Here is a 17,010-nt window from a genome sequence, read left to right on the forward strand (position 1 = left end):
AAACAAAAACATGGAGCGGTGGCGGCTCAACCTATCTGCCCGCCGCTTCAATCGGCCTTTTGAAAGGGCATACATGCTGATCTGGCTCGTTGAACTGTCGGACCACGTCCAAATTTTCAATCTGTTCCGTTACATTACTTTCCGGGCCGGTGCGGCACTGTTTACCTCTGCCCTCATCGTTTTCCTGTTTGGCCCCGCCATCATAAATTCCCTGCGCATTCGCCAGGGCAAGGGCCAGCCTATTCGCGCCGACGGACCACAGACCCATTTCAAGAAGGCCGGTACGCCGACCATGGGCGGGTTGATGATCCTTGCGGGTATTCTCGGCGGCTCGCTGCTGTGGGGCGATCTGTCCAACGTCTATGTCGTTTCCGTGCTGATGGTGACGCTGGGTTTTGGTGCCATCGGCTTTTACGATGACTATCTGAAGGTGACCAAGCAGAGCGACAAGGGCTTTTCCGGCAAGGCGCGCCTTGGCATCGAATTCGTCATCGCAGCCATTGCCGTGTTCTTCATGATGAAGGTGGCACTTGCCACCGCGCCGCATGGCGGCACGCTGGGCAGCTCGATTGCCTTTCCCTTCTTCAAGGATTTCGTGGTCAATCTCGGCTATTTCTTCGTGCTGTTCGGTGCCTTCGTCATCGTTGGTGCTGGCAATGCGGTGAACCTGACCGATGGTCTCGATGGTCTGGCTATCGTGCCTGTGATGATTGCAGCAGCGACCTTCGGCGTGATCGCCTATCTGGTCGGCAACGCGATTTTCGCCAATTATCTCCAGATCAATTTCGTGCCCGGCACGGGTGAGCTTGCTGTCATTGTCGGAGCCGTTATCGGTGGTGGCCTTGGCTTTTTGTGGTTCAATGCGCCGCCTGCCGCCATCTTCATGGGTGACACCGGTTCGCTTGCGCTCGGCGGCCTGATCGGTTCCATCGCGGTTGCCGTCAAGCACGAGATCGTCATGATCATCGTTGGTGGCCTCTTCGTCATGGAAACGCTGTCCGTCATCATTCAGGTGTTCTGGTTCAAGCGCACCGGTAGACGCGTATTCCTGATGGCGCCGATCCATCACCATTTTGAAAAGAAGGGCTGGACGGAAAGCCAGGTGGTGATCCGGTTCTGGATCATCTCCGTCGGTCTTGCCATGCTTGGCCTTGCCACTCTGAAGCTGAGATAATCCGATGATCCCTGTCACCTCGCTTGCCGGTCAAAACGTTGCGCTCTTCGGTCTCGGTGGCTCCGGCCTTGTGACCGCACGGGCGCTGGTGGCTGGTGGCGCAAAGGTGACGGCCTTTGACGATAATCCCGGCAGTGTTGCGAAGGCGCAGGAGGAAGGCATTCCGACGGCTGATCTTCGCGGGCTGGACTGGTCAAAGCTTTCCGCGCTGGTTCTGGCCCCCGGCGTGCCACTGACGCATCCCAAGCCGCATTGGTCTGTTGATCTGGCCCGTGCAGCCGGTGTCGAGGTGATCGGTGATATCGAACTCTTTGTGCGAGAGCGCCGCGCGCATGCGCCCGATTGCCCGTTCATCGCCATTACCGGCACCAACGGCAAATCCACCACAACGGCGCTAATCGCCCATATTCTTAACGCATCTGGCCGCGACACGCAGCTGGGCGGCAATATCGGCACGGCGATCCTCAGCCTCGAGCCGCCGAAGGCTGAGCGGTTCTACGTTGTCGAATGCTCGTCCTACCAGATCGATCTGGCGCCGACGCTGAACCCGACCGCCGGTATTCTGCTCAATCTGACGCCTGACCATCTGGATCGTCACGGCACGATGCAGCATTACGCCGATATCAAGGAACGGCTGGTCGCGGGCAGCGATACGGCGGTTGTTGGTGTGGATGACAGTTACTGCACATTGATTGCTGACCGCATCGAGCGTGCGGGCGTCAAGGTTTCCCGCATTTCCAAACGCAACGTTGTGGCCAATGGTCTTTATGCCGAGGGCAGCCGGATCATGAAGGCCGAAGGCGGCACTTCTTCACTGCTGGCCGATCTGGATGGCATTCCGACGCTGCGCGGCAGCCACAATGCCCAGAACGCCGCCGCCGCCATTGCCGCCTGCTTTGCCGTTGGCGTTTCGGTTGATGAGGTGAAGGCGGGTCTTGCATCCTTCCCGGGCCTCAAGCACCGCATGCAGCCGGTTGGCCGTCGTGGCAATGTCACCTTCGTCAATGACAGCAAGGCGACCAATGCCGAGGCCGCAGCGCCCGCACTTTCCAGCTATGATCGCATCTACTGGATTGCCGGTGGCCTGCCGAAATCAGGTGGCATTTCCAGCCTTTCGCCGCTGTTTTCCCATATTGCCAAGGCCTATCTGATTGGCGAAGCGGCTGCCGAATTTGCCGCCACGCTGGGTGAGGCAGTTCCTTATGAAATTGCCGGAACGCTTGAGAAAGCTGTCGAACATGCTGCCGCAGACGCGCAGGTGGATGGCCGCGACGGCAATGTCGTGATGTTATCACCAGCTTGCGCAAGCTTCGACCAATATAAGAACTTTGAAATACGTGGTGATTCGTTCGTCTCGCATGTCGCAGCACTTGAAGGTGTGACGATGCTGATTGGGTTGAAAAAGGAAGGCTGACGAGATGGTAAGCCGTATAGACCGTGGACCGGTTGCGGAATGGTTCTGGACCATCGACCGTTTTTTCCTCACCGCGTTCATCGCGCTGATGGGTATCGGGCTGATGCTGTCCTTTGCCGCGTCTCCCGCGGTTGCGGAGCGCATCGGCCTCAACAGCTTCTTCTTTGTGGAGCGTCAGGCCATGTTCATGGTGCCATCTGTGGCCATCATGCTCGGGCTTTCCTTTCTGTCTCCACGGCAGGTGCGCCGCGTGGCGGTTATCATATTGATCTCATCACTGCTGATGATGATCTTTGCGCTGTTTTTCGGCATTGAGGTCAAGGGTGCGCGCCGCTGGATTTCGGTTGGTTCCTTCTCCATTCAGCCGTCAGAATTCATGAAGCCCGCCTTCGTGATCGTCTGCGCCTGGCTGTTTGCCGAGCGTGCCCGGCATCCTGAAATTCCCGGCAACCTGTTTGCCATCATCACCTTCGGTATTGTTGCAGCGCTTCTGATTGCCCAGCCGGACTTCGGCCAGACCATTCTGACGTCTGTGGTTTGGGGCGGCATGTTCTTCATGGCCGGTATTCCGTGGTTCTGGATCATCATGCTGGGTGGCCTTGGTGTGGGCGGTATCATTACCGCCTATCTCATGCTGCCGCACGTGGCTGGTCGTATCGACCGGTTCTGGACGGGTGAGGGCGATACGTTTCAGGTTGATACTGCCCGCGAGGCCATCATTCGCGGCAACTGGTTTGGCCAGGGTCCCGGCGAGGGCATCGTCAAGCGCATCATTCCTGACAGCCACACCGACTTCATCTTTTCCGTGGCGGCAGAAGAATTCGGCATTCTTTTCTGCATGCTGCTGGTTGCGATCTTTGCCTTTATCGTGCTCAGGGGCCTGAGCCACGCTTTCAAGGAAAAGGATGATTTCGTTCGCTTTGCGGTCGCTGGTCTGGTGTTGCAGCTTGGCATGCAGTCTATGATCAATATCGGCGTTAATCTGGAACTCATGCCCGCCAAGGGCATGACGCTGCCGCTGATTTCCTATGGTGGTTCGTCCATGATGGCGATCTGCGTGACAGCGGGTTTCCTGCTGGCGCTGACCCGCCATCGCCCGGAAAAGCGTGCGCAGGAGCGCAGTTTCTTCCGGGTCAATGCAGGCCTTCCTGCGGAGTAAAAATATGAGCAAGGGTATTGTTCTGCTAGCCGCCGGGGGAACCGGCGGCCATGTGTTTCCGGCCGAGGCGCTGGCCTATGAGCTGAAGGATCGCGGTTACGCCGTGCATCTGGTGACAGACAGCCGCGCCGAGCGCTATGCGGGCAAGTTTCCGGCCGATGAGATTCACGTCGTGCCATCGGCCACCATCGGCTCGAAAAATCCCATAGCGGTTGCGAAAGCGTTGCTGACCCTGTGGAAAGGCCTTCGCGCTGCGCGCCGTCTTGTCACGAAGTTGAAGCCTGTGGCTGTTGTCGGTTTTGGCGGATATCCCACCGTGCCGCCACTTCTGGCCTCAACGGGTCTTGGCGTGCCATCGCTGATCCATGAGCAGAATGCCGTGATGGGGCGCGCCAACAAGGCTTTGGCCAAGCGCGTGAAGGCGATTGCAGGTGGATTTCTGCCTGAAACGCAGGGGGAGTATGCAGTCAAGACAGTGGCGACAGGCAACCCCGTTCGCCCTGCCGTGCTGGCTGCCGCCGATGTTGCCTACACGCCATCCAACGCAGGTGAGCCGTTCCAGCTTGTGGTCTTTGGTGGAAGCCAAGGCGCGCAGTTTTTCTCCGCCGCTGTTCCCGCCGCAATCTGCCTTCTACCAAACGAGGTTCGCGCCCGCGTTTCCGTGACACAACAGGCGCGCCCGGAAGATAAGGACAGCGTCATCGCGTCCTACAAGAAGCTTGGCGTCGCCGCTGATGTTTCGCCGTTCTTTGGTGATATGGCAGAGCGCATTGCCGGCTCCGATCTCGTCATCAGCCGTTCCGGCGCTTCGACCGTTTCGGAGCTTTCGGTCATCGGTCGCCCATCAGTTCTGGTTCCCTATCCGCATGCCCTGGACCATGACCAGTCAGCCAATGCCGCAGCCCTTTCGGCTGCCGGTGGTGCTAGCGTCATCAAGCAATCTGAGCTTACGCCACAAAAGCTGTCTTCGCTGCTGCTGGAGGCCATGAACGATCCTGATCGTCTGGCGCAAACGGCGGCGGCTGCGAAAGCAACTGGCAAGCCGAATGCGGCTGGCGCTCTCGCTGATCTGGTCGAAGCCATTGCGCGTGGAGTGCCGGTCGCACAATTCAAAACAAAAAACAAAGGAGTGCATTCATGAAGATGCCGAAAGCCATAGGTCTTGTCCATTTTATCGGAATTGGCGGCATCGGCATGAGCGGCATTGCCGAGGTGTTGCACAATCTCGGCCACCGCGTTCAGGGCTCCGATCAGGCAGACAGCGCCAATGTGCAGCGTCTGCGTGACAAGGGTATTGAGGTTTTTGTCGGCCAAGCGGCCGGAAACCTTGGTGATGCCGAAGTTGTCGTGGTCTCGACCGCCATCAAGAAGAACAACCCGGAGCTGATTGCAGCGCGCGAAAAGTCCCTGCCGATCGTTCGCCGCGCCGAGATGCTGGCCGAGCTCATGCGCTTCCGCAATGCGATTGCCATTGGCGGAACGCACGGAAAGACGACGACGACCTCGATGGTCGCAACGCTTCTCGAAGCAGGCAATCTGGACCCGACCGTCATCAATGGCGGCATCATCAATGCTTATGGCACCAATGCCCGCATGGGTGAGGGTGAGTGGATGGTGGTGGAAGCCGACGAATCCGACGGCACCTTCCTGAAACTGCCCGCCGATGTGGCCGTCGTGACCAATATCGACCCTGAGCATCTGGACCACTACGGCAATTTCGATGCGGTTCGTGCCGCATTCCGTCAGTTCGTGGAAAATGTGCCGTTTTACGGCTTCGGCGTTTTGTGCATCGACCATCCTGAAGTGCAGACGCTGGTGGGTAAGATCGAAGACCGCAAGGTCATCACTTACGGTGAAAACCCGCAGGCGGATGTGCGTTTCTCCAACGTGCGTATCGATGGCACCAAGTCCATCTTCGATGTGGAAATCCGCCGTCGCCGCACGGGCAAGGTCTTTACCTTTACTGATCTGGTTCTACCCATGCCGGGCCGTCACAACGTATCTAACGCAACGGCGGCGATTGCGGTGGCAAACCGTCTTGGTATTTCGGTTGAGGACATCAAGAAGGGGCTTGCCTCCTTTGGGGGCGTGAAGCGCCGGTTCACGCTGACCGGTTCTTCCAACGGCGTTCAGGTGTTTGATGATTACGGTCATCACCCGGTTGAGATCAAAGCCGTGCTGAAAGCGGCGCGTGAAGCTTGCAGCGGCCGTATCATTGCGGTGCACCAGCCGCATCGTTATTCACGTCTTTCCAGCCTGTTTGAAGATTTTGCACATTGTTTCAACGATGCGGACACAATTCTCCTTGCTCCGGTCTATGCGGCGGGTGAAGATGCAATCGAGGGTGTGAACTCCGAGGCGCTCGTAACAGCTGCAAAGGCTGCCGGCCACCGCGATGCTCGCCATCTCTCCTCCCGCGACGATCTGGCCAGGACTGTCGCAGGCATTGCGAAATCGGGTGACTTCGTGGTTCTTCTGGGGGCTGGCAACATCACGCAATGGGCAGCCGCGCTGCCCTCGGAATTGGATAGCATTTCAGGAAAGTCTGCATGAGACAGGTGGATGGGGTAAAGTTGCTGGAGAGACTCGGCAATGGCGTGAATGAACTCAGGGGACGTTTGACACCGGATTCGCCGATGGACCGCGTGACGTGGTTCAGGGCAGGTGGTTTGGCGGAACTGATGTTCCAACCCCATGACGTGGACGACCTCATCGCTTTCCTCAAAATTCTGCCTGAAGACGTGCCTCTGACCGTTGTTGGCGTGGGTTCCAACCTGCTGGTGCGCGATGGCGGCATTCCGGGCGTTGTCGTGCGCCTGTCTGCCAAGGGCTTCGGTCAGGTTGAGCTGGCCGGGGAGAATCGCATCAAGGCTGGCGCGATTTGCCCCGACAAGCATATCTCGGCCATGGCAATGGATAACGGCATCGGCGGCTTCCACTTCTATTACGGCATTCCCGGCTCCATCGGCGGTGCGCTGCGCATGAATGCAGGCGCAAATGGCGGCGAAACGCGCGAGCGGGTTGTCGAGGTTTATGCCGTGGACCGACAGGGCAACAGCCATGTTCTGTCCAACGCCGACATGGGTTACAGCTATCGTCATTCTGACGCGTCGAAGGACCTGATCTTCACTGGTGCCCTGTTTGAAGGCTACCCCGAAGACCGCGCCAAAATTCGTGCGGATATGGATGCCGTGCGCCTTCACCGCGAAACGGTCCAGCCCATCCGTGAACAGACCGGTGGTTCGACCTTCAAGAACCCCGAGGGTCATTCGGCCTGGAGCCTCATCGATGAGGCAGGTGGTCGTGGCATGGTCATCGGCGGTGCGCAGATGTCGTCGCTGCACTGCAATTTCATGATCAATACCGGCCACGCGACCGGTTATGATCTGGAATATCTTGGTGAAGCGGTGCGCAAGCGCGTGTTCGAACATTCCGGCATTCGCCTGGAATGGGAAATCAAGCGTCTGGGCTTGTTCATGCCGGGCCGTGAGGTTGAGCCTTTTCTTGGGCACGCGCAGTAATGTCTGATGGCGGCGTGAGCGAGCAAGATCGTCGCAGGCATGATCTTGTGGCAAACGAGCGCAGGAAACTGTTGGCAAATGCACTGGACCGCCTCTCGACGGCGTTCCTTGCGATCGGTGTGGTGGGCCAGATATTGTCACTCACACCGACTTCCGCGACTATTTTGAACGTTTATGTGATGGCCGGTTGGATTTCGGGCGCTGCTATATTACATTTGATAGCTAGACGCGTCCTCGGAGGTCTGAAGGCATGAACTCTCAAGAGTTTTTCTGGTACGTTTTTCCCTGGTTGGTAACGGGATCCGGCGTTTGCTGGCTGATATACGACAAGTACGTCCACCGCGAGCGATAGCAGGCTATCGCTCTGCGCGATCCTCTCGTCCGGGAAATATCCGCCATGAATTCCGCGACTTTTTTCTTTCTCTATATTCTGCCTCTACTCCTTTGCGCTGGCGTCTGGTCGGCAATCTGGATCAGTGATGCGCACCGCGCCCGGCGGGATAAGCTGCAAAGTCGAATGATGCGAAGACACTAAAAAACCCGCGAAGCCAATGACTTCGCGGGTTTTTCTTTGGGTTTGATTCAAACCTCAGACTTCATCCTTGCGCGACAGCAGGATGCAGGCCAGCGTGATGATGGCCGCAGCGCAGAGGTAGTAGCCGACATAGGTCATGCCGTAATTCACCTGCAGCCATGTGGCGATATAGGGTGCGAGCGACGCACCGAAAATGCCGGCCATGTTGAAAGTGATGGATGAGCCGGTGTAGCGGACCGTGGTGGGGAAGGGAGCGGCGAGGGCCGTTCCGATAAGGCCATAGGTCATGCCCATCAGCGCCATGGCAAGAGCTGCGAACAGGAAGATCATGCCTTCACCACCGCTCATCAGGCCGGGCAGGAAGAAGGAGAAGCCTGCAATCAGCACCGTGGTGATGATGAGGATTTCACGACGTCCGAAACGCTCGGCAAGCTTTCCGGCAAAGGGAATGAAGAGACCGAAGACGATGGAGCCGAGGATCTGCACTTCGAGTGCGTCCAGGAACGGGATTTTCAGGATCTTGACGTTGTAGGACAGAAGGTAGGCGGTGCCGATGTAAAACAGCACGAAGGTAGCCAACGCCACGAATGTGCCAAGCGCCAGGCTGCGTTTGTGGTTGCGGAAAAGCTCCGCCACAGGCACAGCCACGCGCTCATCCTTGTCGATGGCTTTCTGGAATGCGGGTGTTTCCGTAATCGAAAGGCGAACCCACAGGCCAACGGCAATCAGGATGATGGACGCGACGAAGGGAATGCGCCAGCCCCAGCTGAGCAGGGCTTCCTGAGACATGAAGTGAAGCAGGATCCAGAACACGCCCGAAGACAGGAAGAGGCCGAGCGGCGCGCCAAGCTGCGGGAACATGCCGTACCAGCTGCGCTTGCCGGGCGGTGCGTTTTCCGTTGCCAGAAGCACAGCGCCACCCCATTCACCGCCAAGGCCAAAGCCCTGACCGAAACGGCACAGCGCCAGAAGCAGCGGCGCCAGAACGCCAGCTGTCTCGTAAGAAGGCAGCAGGCCGATGATGACGGTGGAAACGCCCATGGTCAGAAGGGCGGCGACAAGTGTCGTCTTGCGGCCAACGCGGTCGCCGTAATGGCCAAAGACCACGGCACCCAGCGGGCGGGCGAAGAAGGCGATGGAGAAGGTGGCGAAAGATGCCAGAAGCGCTGTCATCGGGTCATTGTTCGGGAAGAACAATGTTGGGAACACGAGCACAGCGGCGGTCGCGTAGACGTAGAAGTCGAAGAACTCGATGGTCGTGCCGACCACGCTGGCAGTAAGAACTCGTGCAGGCGAATTTGTCTTTACATCGTTCGCATTGTCAGCGGGCGGCGATATGGGAGATATCGCGTCGGTCATTTTTTGAATCCGTTGTTAAGTAACACTTATCACTCTTGGGAGGGATTGCGGTGGGTTAACGCAATTTTTTGTCCTTTGGAACGATCCAGACGCAATATTGCGAAAAAAAGCCCGATTTTCTGCAATGTTTCATATTGGCTCGCGCCGTAGGCGCGCTCAGCTGCGCTCTTCTGGGCCGGTTTTTGTCCCGATTTTCACCAGAAATGGCTGGGGAAAACGCGCTGCCGTTAACTGTTTGGCCTTGCTATTGCGGGCCATCGCTGGGGCGCATGCCGCGATTTTATTTTATCCAGCTGGTAATCTGAATCTTGCAATGGCCGCAACTCTCTGATTCCAAGGGAGGAATTCGCACCTCTAGTGATTCTTTAACAAAAATCACGTCATCGGGGCCATCGGTTAACGAAAGTAAACACTTCATTAACCTTAATGGCGCTTAGTGATTGGTGACGAAGCGGACGAGAGAATCGCAGAGCCAGCTAAGGATCTGCAATTTTTGTTCAGGTGATTTTTGTGTCAGAGGTTTTCATGAGCGGCAAACACGTAGCTGTTCTTATGGGTGGGTTTTCTTCAGAGCGGCCGGTCAGCCTCTCATCGGGAGAGGCTTGCGCCACAGCTCTGGAAGGCGAGGGCTACAAGGTTACGCGTGTTGACGTGGACCGGAATGTTGCCGCGACGCTTTCTGCGCTGCGCCCTGACGTCGTGTTCAATGCGCTCCATGGTCCTTACGGCGAAGATGGCACCATTCAGGGCATTCTCGAATATCTCGAAATCCCCTATACCCATTCCGGCGTTCTGGCGTCCTCTCTGGCGATGAACAAATCGCAGGCCAAGAAGGTTGCTGCCGCAGCTGGCATTCCTGTCGCTGTCGAGAAGGTGCTGAACCGTTTTGACATCGGCAACGAGCATCCGCTTGCGCCGCCCTATGTCGTCAAGCCCGTTAGCGAAGGTTCCAGCTTCGGTGTTGTGATGGTCAAGGAAGACCAGTCGCACCCGCCGCAGATCCTCGGTTCCAGCGAATGGCGTTACGGTGATGCCGTGATGGTCGAGCGCTATATTCACGGTCGCGAGTTCACCTGCGGCGTGATGAATGGTGAGGCTTTGGCCGTTACCGAAGTGGTACCGATGGGCCACGCATTTTACGATTATGATGCGAAATATGCGAAGGGTGGCTCAAAGCATGTCATTCCTGCGGAAATTTCACCAAAAATTTACCAAAAAATCCAATCATTGGCGGTGATGGCGCATCAGGTGATTGGCTGCCGTGGCGTAAGCCGTTCCGACTTCCGCTACGACGACCGTTTCTCAGAAGAAGGTGAATTGATCTGGCTTGAGATTAACACTCAGCCGGGCATGACGCCGACCTCCCTCGTGCCCGAAATGGCAGCTCATGCAGGACGCTCCTTTGGCGAGTTTGTCCGCTGGATGGTGGAGGACGCTTCGTGTTCGCGATAGCAGGCAAAAAGTCGTCAGTTAAAAAGCGCGAGCAATTCGCTGCTGCTTCCGGTGATGAACGGATGGTCTTGCCGCGCCGGTTGCGCAAGGCGTTTCGCTTCGGCGTTTCGCTGGCGACTGGGCGTGTCCACATTCCCGCACACACCGGCACGCTGGCTACGGCTTTGTTCTTTGCAAGCGTTGGCCTTTACGGCATGTCGCTGGGTGGCCACACAAACGTGGTAACGCAGGCAACGACATCTGCCGCTGGCTTCGCCATTGAAGACGTCAAGGTATCCGGCAATATTCAGACATCGGAAATCGATGTGTTCCAGCTTCTGGGCCTGGACGGCGCAACGTCGCTGATCGCGCTGGATGTGAATGCTGCGCGCAAGAAGCTGACGGAACTGCCCTGGGTGGAAGATGTGGATGTTCGCAAGATCTATCCCAAGACCATCGAAGTGCGCCTGAAAGAGCGTGAAGCCTTCGGCATCTGGCAGCATGGTTCGGAGCTTTCGCTCATTGAGAAGAGCGGCAGCGTCATCGCGCCTCTGCGTGACAACAAATATGCCGGTTTGCCGCTGTTTGTGGGTCGTGATGCTGAAACGGGTGCTGCTGGCTTCGTGGAAGAACTGGCCGACTGGCCGGAAATTCGCAACCGCGTTCGCGCCTATGTTCGCATTGCCGGCCGTCGTTGGGACCTGCATCTGGACAACGGTATCGTCGTCAAGCTGCCGGAAGAAAACGTGCCAAAGGCGCTGCAGCTTCTGGCGCGCATGGACATGGAAGAAAAAGTTCTCTCGCGTGATGTCGCCGCTGTCGATCTGCGTCTTTCAGACCGCACGACCGTGCAGCTGACAGAGGGTGCGGCTGAGCGTCGCCAGAAGGCTGTCGAAGCACGCACCAAGGCGATCAAACTGGCGGAGAAGAACACATGAGCTTTTTTGGTTCTTCCCAGTTCGGCCTCCCGCGGTTGAAGCCTTTGTCTTCCAAGCGCAGCCACGTGGTTTCGGTTCTTGATATCGGCTCCACCAAGGTTGTTTGCATGATTGGTCGCCTCACGCCGCGTGAGGAAACCGAAGTGCTGCCCGGACGCACGCACAAGGTTGAAGTCATCGGCATCGGCCACCAGCGTTCGCGCGGTGTGAAATCCGGCGTGATTGCTGATCTGGATGCGCTGGAAGGCGTCATTCGTCTGGCTGTCGATGCAGCCGAGCGCATGGCGGGCCTGACGGTCGATAGCCTGATCGTCAATGTTTCCGCAGGCCGTCTGGCCAGCGATATCTATACCGCCAGCATCGATCTGGGCGGCCAGGAAGTGGAATCGGGCGATCTGCGCAAGGTTCTGATTGCGGCCAGCCAGCAGTCCCTGCGGCAGGACCGGGCCATTCTGCACTCGCTGCCAACAGGCTATTCGCTGGATGGAGAGCGCGGCATTCGTGACCCATTGTCCATGTATGGCGATATGCTGGGCGTGGACATGCATGTGGTGACGGCTGAGCGCACAGCGCTGAAGAACCTGGAACTGTGCATCAACCGCGCTCACTTGTCAGTGGAGGGCATTGTTGCCACACCTTATGCCAGCGGCCTTGCGGCATTGGTGGATGATGAAGTCGAGCTGGGTTGCGCGGCCATCGATATGGGCGGCGGTACGACGACGATTTCGGTTTTTGCCGAGGGTCGTCTGGTTCACACCGATGCTATCGGCCTTGGTGGTCATCATGTCACCACGGATCTGGCGCGTGGTCTTTCCACACGTATCGAAGATGCGGAGCGGTTGAAGGTCGTTCACGGTTCGGCGCTGGCCAACGGTTCAGACGACCGGGACATGATTGCTGTTCCGCCGATTGGCGAAGATGACCGCGACCAGCCTTCCCAGGTGTCTCGCGCGCTTGTCAGCCGTATCGTGCGGGCCCGCATTGAAGAAACATTGGAACTGATCCGCGATCGTATTCAGAAATCGGGTTTTTCCCCGATTGTTGGAAAGCGTGTGGTTCTGACCGGAGGTGCCAGTCAGCTGACCGGCCTGCCGGAAACGGCGCGGCGCATTCTTGCCCGCAACGTGCGCATCGGCCGTCCCATGGGCGTGTCCGGCCTGCCGGTCGCGGCCAAAGGCCCGGCCTTTTCCACAGCCTGCGGGCTGATGATTTATCCGCAGATCGCGGACATAGAAATCCACGCGGCGCAGAGCGGAATGTTCTCGCCGTTCGGAACAGGTAGTGGCCGGATAGCCCGTGTCGGGCAATGGCTGAAGGAAAGTTTCTGACCTCTGTCTGCCCACAGGCAGGGGACTGAGCAAAGTTGAGATGAATTGGTCTGCGGGGCGATGCGGCCAGAGAAAGAAGGAATGTTAAAATGACGATACAGCTGCAAAAGCCTGATATCACCGAGCTGAAGCCACGTATCACCGTTTTCGGCGTTGGCGGTGGCGGCGGTAATGCTGTCAACAACATGATCACGGCAGGTCTTCAGGGCGTCGACTTCGTTGTCGCCAACACGGACGCACAGGCCTTGACCATGACGAAGGCAGACCGGGTCATTCAGCTCGGCGTCAATGTTACCGAAGGTCTGGGCGCAGGTTCGCAGCCAGAAGTCGGTCGCGCTGCTGCTGAAGAGTGCATCGATGAAATCATCGATCACCTGAACGGCACGCACATGTGCTTCGTAACAGCCGGCATGGGTGGCGGTACCGGTACCGGTGCTGCTCCAGTCGTTGCACAGGCTGCCCGCAACAAGGGCATTCTGACGGTTGGCGTCGTGACCAAGCCTTTCCACTTCGAAGGCGGTCGCCGCATGCGTCTGGCCGAACAGGGCATTGAGGAACTGCAGAAGTCCGTCGATACGCTGATCGTCATTCCAAACCAGAACCTCTTCCGTATTGCCAACGACAAGACGACCTTTGCCGATGCCTTCGCAATGGCTGACCAGGTTCTCTACTCCGGCGTTGCCTGCATTACCGACCTGATGGTGAAGGAAGGTCTTATCAACCTCGACTTCGCTGACGTTCGCTCGGTCATGCGCGAAATGGGCCGTGCAATGATGGGTACAGGCGAGGCTTCCGGCCAGGGCCGCGCAATGCAGGCTGCCGAAGCGGCCATTGCTAACCCGCTGCTGGACGAAACATCGATGAAGGGTGCGCAGGGCCTCCTGATCTCCATCACCGGTGGTCGCGATATGACCCTGTTCGAAGTCGACGAAGCTGCGACCCGTATTCGCGAAGAAGTTGATCCGGATGCAAACATCATCCTCGGCGCGACATTCGACGAAGCTCTGGAAGGCCTCATCCGCGTGTCGGTTGTTGCTACAGGCATCGACCGTGTTCCTGGCCAGATGGAGCGCAACGCAGAAGAACTGCGCCAGGCTGCTGCTGCAAAGCCACTTATCCGTCCTTCCGCGGCCGTTGCTTCTGCTCCGGCCGCAGTGCAGCCTGCCCCAGTGATGCAGGCACCAAAGACGACTATCGACCCTGTTGCCCAGACCATTCGCGAAGCCGAAATGGAACGGGAACTGGCACTGGCAGCTGCTGAACAGCGGCTTCGTCAGGCCCAGGCAGAAGCCGAATTCCGGCCTCAGAGCAAGCTGTTCGCAGCTGCTCCAGCGGAAGCACCGGTTGCTGCTCGCCCCGCAGCACCGGTGCACACTGCACCTGCGCCAGCCTACCATGCTCCAGAACAGGTCGCAGCACCTGCTCCTCGCATGCAGGCTCCGGCTCCGGTTTACCAGGAACCAGCTCCAGTCGCCCGTGCGCCTGAGCCAGTTCGTATGCCAAAGGTCGAGGACTTCCCTCCGGTCGTAAAGGCTGAGATGGACCATCGCGCCCACCCGGCTTCTGCTGTGCCGGAAGAGCGTGGCCCAATGGGTCTTTTGAAGCGGATCACCAATTCTCTTGGTCGCCGTGATGAAGACGAAGCCGTTCCATCCGACATGACGGACGCGCCGAGCGCTGCTGCACAGCGTCGCCCGCTGTCGCAGGAAGCCAGCCTCTACGCACCACGTCGTGGCAACCTGGATGACCACGGCCGTCAGACGCCATCGTCTGCCAGCCAGCATGATGACGACCAGCTCGAAATTCCGGCATTCCTTCGCCGCCAGTCGAATTGATCTGTCGATTCTTGATCTCAAGCGATACCCGGGTCCCAAAGGCCCGGGTATTTCGTTATAATGAGGTGAATTTGCTGCCGGTTAATTTAGCAATTTCAAACGTTTGGGTCTGTTACAAAGCGAAATCAACAGTGATTTGAGATAGCGTCTGACAGTGCGTATGTATGACCCTAAGGCGAGAGGGTAACGTGGCACAGCCTAAGGTTATCGTCCCCGGTTGAAATTTGGATCGTGCGGGTATATCGCGCAGGTTCACATGAAAAGGCTTACTCGCATGACCATCGGACTGCTCGGTTTCCAGACAACAATCGCCAACTCCGTTCAACTGAATGGCATTGGCGTGCATTCCGGCAACCCGGTTTCCATGACGTTCCAGCCGGCGGAAGCGGGCACAGGCATCGTGTTCAGCCGCCAGCATGACAATGGCGACATGACCGAACTGAAAGCCGTTTCGGCCAATGTCGGCAATACCGATCTTTGCACCGTCATCGGTCGCTCGGCAGCGCAGTCCGTTGCGACGGTTGAGCATGTGATGGCCGGTATCTATGCCATGGGCATCGATAACCTGATCGTCGAAGTCGATGGTCCAGAAGTTCCGATCATGGATGGAAGCTCTGCGCCTTTCATCGAAGCCATCGAATCAGTTGGCACTGTTAATCTTGGTGTGAAGCGCCGCTACATCCGCGTGGTGAAGCCTGTGCGCATCGAGGCTGGTGCATCATGGGCCGAGTTCCGCCCCTATGACGGCACGCGGTTTGAAGTCGAGATCGATTTTGACACGCCGTTGATCGGTCGGCAGACATGGAAGGGCGATCTGACGGCTGAGACCTTCAAGAACGAGCTTTCTCGCGCCCGTACCTTCGGTTTCATGCGTGATGTCGAGCGCCTTTGGGCTGCTGGTTACGCGCTGGGTTCGTCGCTTGAAAATTCCGTCGTGATTTCCGATGATCATACGGTCATCAACATGGAAGGCCTGCGTTACGAAAAAGACGAGTTCGTGCGCCACAAGACGCTGGATGCCGTTGGCGATCTGGCCCTGGCAGGCGCGCAGTTCATCGGCTGCTATCGTTCTTATCGCGGCGGCCACAAGGTCAATGCCAACGCGCTGAAGGCGCTGTTGAGCGATCCAACCGCCTATGAAATTGTAGAAGCGCCAGCCGCGCGCAGCCCGGTTGTTCGCGCACGGGAGTTTGTTCCTGTGCAGCAGCAGCTGGAATTTGCGCCCTGGTCTGCGTAAGCAGTGAATTGTTGAAAGAAGAGCCGTCCTTTGGGGCGGCTTTTTTCTGTGCGGGTCAAAGATAATCATCAACGACAGGGTGCCGCGCCATAAAAATGCGTTATTGCTTCATCATTGCGTTGCCCTACTAACGCTTTTATGGCTAGAAACGCCTTGTAGAAGCCGATGTTCTGTATTGACGCAGGAAGTGGGAACTGACGAATGAAGCGTGTAGTGTCTGGTGCAATGAATGGAACGGTACGGGGAGCACTCGTATCGCTAATGCTGATCGGCGCCGGAACGCTTGTAACGTCTTGCCAGTCCGATCCCGATATCGACATTACAAAGCTTGGCGTTGAGACTGATCCGCCTGACGTTCTGTACAAGCAGGGCCTTGCCAACATGAATGCTGGCAACATGACGGAAGCTGGTCGCAAGTTCTCCGCCATCGACAAGCAATACCCGTTTACAGAATGGGGCCAGAAGGCGCTTGTCATGAACACGTTCATCGCAACGCGCCAGAATCAGAACGAAGCAGCCATCACCTCTGGCTCGCGCTTTCTCAAGCAATATCCCCGCGCCAAGGATGCGGCCTACGTTCAGTACATGATTGGTCTGGCCTATTCCAAGCAGATCGCCGATGTGACGCAGGATCAGCGCGCTGCACAGCGCACGATTGACGCGATGAACAAGGTTGTGAACGATTATCCAACCTCTGAATATGTGCCGGATGCGCAGGTCAAGATTCGCTTTGCTCGTGACCAGCTGGCTGGCCGTGAAATGCAGGTTGGCCGTTATTATCTCGAGCGCAAGGAATATCTTGCTGCCGTTTCGCGCTTCCGCATCGTTGTCGAGCAGTACCAGAACACTAACCAGATCGAAGAAGCTTTGGCGCGTCTGACTGAAGCCTATTATGCCATGGGCCTGACGGATGAGGCACAGACAGCTGCTGCCGTTCTTGGCAACAACTACCCTGATAGCCAATGGTACGGCGATACCTACAAGCTGTTGAAGGGGCAGGGGCTTGAGCCACGCGAGAACAAGGAATCCTGGATTTCCCGCGCCGGCAAGAAAATCGTGGGTGCCTGAGAATAGAGCAT

Annotated in this window: 13 protein-coding genes; 12 read left to right on the forward strand and 1 reads right to left on the reverse strand. The window is 57.5% G+C overall.

All coding sequences use genetic code 11. The features are described 5' to 3' along the window. Positions 1-73 precede the first annotated feature (73 nt). Genes mraY through murB form a run of 6 tightly spaced genes read left to right on the forward strand, consistent with a single transcriptional unit; the run spans position 74 to position 7,268 of the window. Positions 74-1,174, forward strand: a complete 1,101-nt coding sequence (gene mraY / locus IFT53_RS08035; RefSeq protein WP_042617741.1) for a phospho-N-acetylmuramoyl-pentapeptide-transferase — start codon at positions 74-76, stop codon at positions 1,172-1,174. 4 nt (positions 1,175-1,178) lie between these two features. Then, on the forward strand, positions 1,179-2,588 hold the full coding sequence (gene murD / locus IFT53_RS08040) for a UDP-N-acetylmuramoyl-L-alanine--D-glutamate ligase (protein ID WP_192064111.1): 1,410 nt from the start codon (positions 1,179-1,181) through the stop codon (positions 2,586-2,588). Positions 2,589-2,592: 4 nt separating this feature from the next. Then, entirely contained in the window at positions 2,593-3,747 is a 1,155-nt protein-coding gene (ftsW, locus tag IFT53_RS08045; protein ID WP_042617204.1) for a putative lipid II flippase FtsW, read from the forward strand. Between the two features lie 4 nt (positions 3,748-3,751). Continuing rightward, the gene (gene murG, locus IFT53_RS08050) at positions 3,752-4,888 is read left to right on the forward strand and encodes an undecaprenyldiphospho-muramoylpentapeptide beta-N-acetylglucosaminyltransferase (protein WP_192064110.1); all 1,137 of its coding nucleotides are present in this window, start codon (positions 3,752-3,754) and stop codon (positions 4,886-4,888) included. Beyond that, positions 4,885-6,300 (forward strand): UDP-N-acetylmuramate--L-alanine ligase, encoded by a 1,416-nt coding sequence (gene murC / locus IFT53_RS08055; protein WP_192064109.1) that lies wholly within the window; start codon positions 4,885-4,887, stop codon positions 6,298-6,300. The genes murG and murC overlap by 4 nt, the downstream gene beginning before the upstream one ends. Beyond that, positions 6,297-7,268: a UDP-N-acetylmuramate dehydrogenase gene (gene murB / locus IFT53_RS08060; protein WP_192064108.1), complete on the forward strand. Its 972-nt coding sequence runs from the start codon at positions 6,297-6,299 to the stop codon at positions 7,266-7,268. Before murC ends, murB begins: the two co-directional genes overlap by 4 nt. A 589-nt stretch (positions 7,269-7,857) precedes the next feature. Here the strand turns inward: murB and IFT53_RS08065 are convergent. After that, complete coding sequence (locus IFT53_RS08065; protein ID WP_192064107.1) at positions 7,858-9,162, reverse strand: MFS transporter; 1,305 nt, start codon at positions 9,160-9,162, stop codon at positions 7,858-7,860. Positions 9,163-9,687: 525 nt separating this feature from the next. On the opposite strand from IFT53_RS08065, the gene IFT53_RS08070 reads away from it, so the two are divergent. The 6 genes from IFT53_RS08070 (at position 9,688) to IFT53_RS08095 (ending at position 16,999) form a co-directional block, all read left to right on the forward strand. Beyond that, positions 9,688-10,614 carry a D-alanine--D-alanine ligase gene (locus tag IFT53_RS08070; RefSeq protein WP_192064106.1) on the forward strand — a complete coding sequence of 309 codons (927 nt, stop codon included), beginning with the start codon at positions 9,688-9,690 and terminating at the stop codon, positions 10,612-10,614. Then, positions 10,602-11,531 (forward strand): cell division protein FtsQ/DivIB, encoded by a 930-nt coding sequence (locus IFT53_RS08075; protein ID WP_446737660.1) that lies wholly within the window; start codon positions 10,602-10,604, stop codon positions 11,529-11,531. The genes IFT53_RS08070 and IFT53_RS08075 overlap by 13 nt, the downstream gene beginning before the upstream one ends. Next, complete coding sequence (gene ftsA, locus IFT53_RS08080) at positions 11,528-12,859, forward strand: cell division protein FtsA (RefSeq protein WP_042616082.1); 1,332 nt, start codon at positions 11,528-11,530, stop codon at positions 12,857-12,859. The genes IFT53_RS08075 and ftsA overlap by 4 nt, the downstream gene beginning before the upstream one ends. An 89-nt stretch (positions 12,860-12,948) precedes the next feature. Further along, positions 12,949-14,694, forward strand: a complete 1,746-nt coding sequence (ftsZ, locus tag IFT53_RS08085) for a cell division protein FtsZ (RefSeq protein ID WP_042616081.1) — start codon at positions 12,949-12,951, stop codon at positions 14,692-14,694. A 274-nt stretch (positions 14,695-14,968) separates the two neighbouring features. Further along, positions 14,969-15,931, forward strand: a complete 963-nt coding sequence (gene lpxC, locus IFT53_RS08090; protein ID WP_192064471.1) for a UDP-3-O-acyl-N-acetylglucosamine deacetylase — start codon at positions 14,969-14,971, stop codon at positions 15,929-15,931. A gap of 201 nt (positions 15,932-16,132) precedes the next feature. Further along, positions 16,133-16,999 (forward strand): outer membrane protein assembly factor BamD, encoded by an 867-nt coding sequence (locus tag IFT53_RS08095; protein WP_192064105.1) that lies wholly within the window; start codon positions 16,133-16,135, stop codon positions 16,997-16,999. Positions 17,000-17,010 lie beyond the last annotated feature (11 nt).

It is taken from the genome of Rhizobium sp. CFBP 13644 (assembly GCF_014842165.1).
Classification (GTDB): domain Bacteria; phylum Pseudomonadota; class Alphaproteobacteria; order Rhizobiales; family Rhizobiaceae; genus Agrobacterium; species Agrobacterium tumefaciens_C.

Coding starts and splice junctions, on each gene's coding strand:
- mraY (WP_042617741.1), top strand. CDS start 74: ATGCTGATCTGGCTCGTTGAACTGTCGGACCACGTCCAAATTTTCAAT.
- murD (WP_192064111.1), top strand. CDS start 1,179: ATGATCCCTGTCACCTCGCTTGCCGGTCAAAACGTTGCGCTCTTCGGT.
- ftsW (WP_042617204.1), top strand. CDS start 2,593: ATGGTAAGCCGTATAGACCGTGGACCGGTTGCGGAATGGTTCTGGACC.
- murG (WP_192064110.1), top strand. CDS start 3,752: ATGAGCAAGGGTATTGTTCTGCTAGCCGCCGGGGGAACCGGCGGCCAT.
- murC (WP_192064109.1), top strand. CDS start 4,885: ATGAAGATGCCGAAAGCCATAGGTCTTGTCCATTTTATCGGAATTGGC.
- murB (WP_192064108.1), top strand. CDS start 6,297: ATGAGACAGGTGGATGGGGTAAAGTTGCTGGAGAGACTCGGCAATGGC.
- IFT53_RS08065 (WP_192064107.1), bottom strand. CDS start 9,162: ATGACCGACGCGATATCTCCCATATCGCCGCCCGCTGACAATGCGAAC.
- IFT53_RS08070 (WP_192064106.1), top strand. CDS start 9,688: ATGAGCGGCAAACACGTAGCTGTTCTTATGGGTGGGTTTTCTTCAGAG.
- ftsA (WP_042616082.1), top strand. CDS start 11,528: ATGAGCTTTTTTGGTTCTTCCCAGTTCGGCCTCCCGCGGTTGAAGCCT.
- ftsZ (WP_042616081.1), top strand. CDS start 12,949: ATGACGATACAGCTGCAAAAGCCTGATATCACCGAGCTGAAGCCACGT.
- lpxC (WP_192064471.1), top strand. CDS start 14,969: ATGACCATCGGACTGCTCGGTTTCCAGACAACAATCGCCAACTCCGTT.
- IFT53_RS08095 (WP_192064105.1), top strand. CDS start 16,133: ATGAAGCGTGTAGTGTCTGGTGCAATGAATGGAACGGTACGGGGAGCA.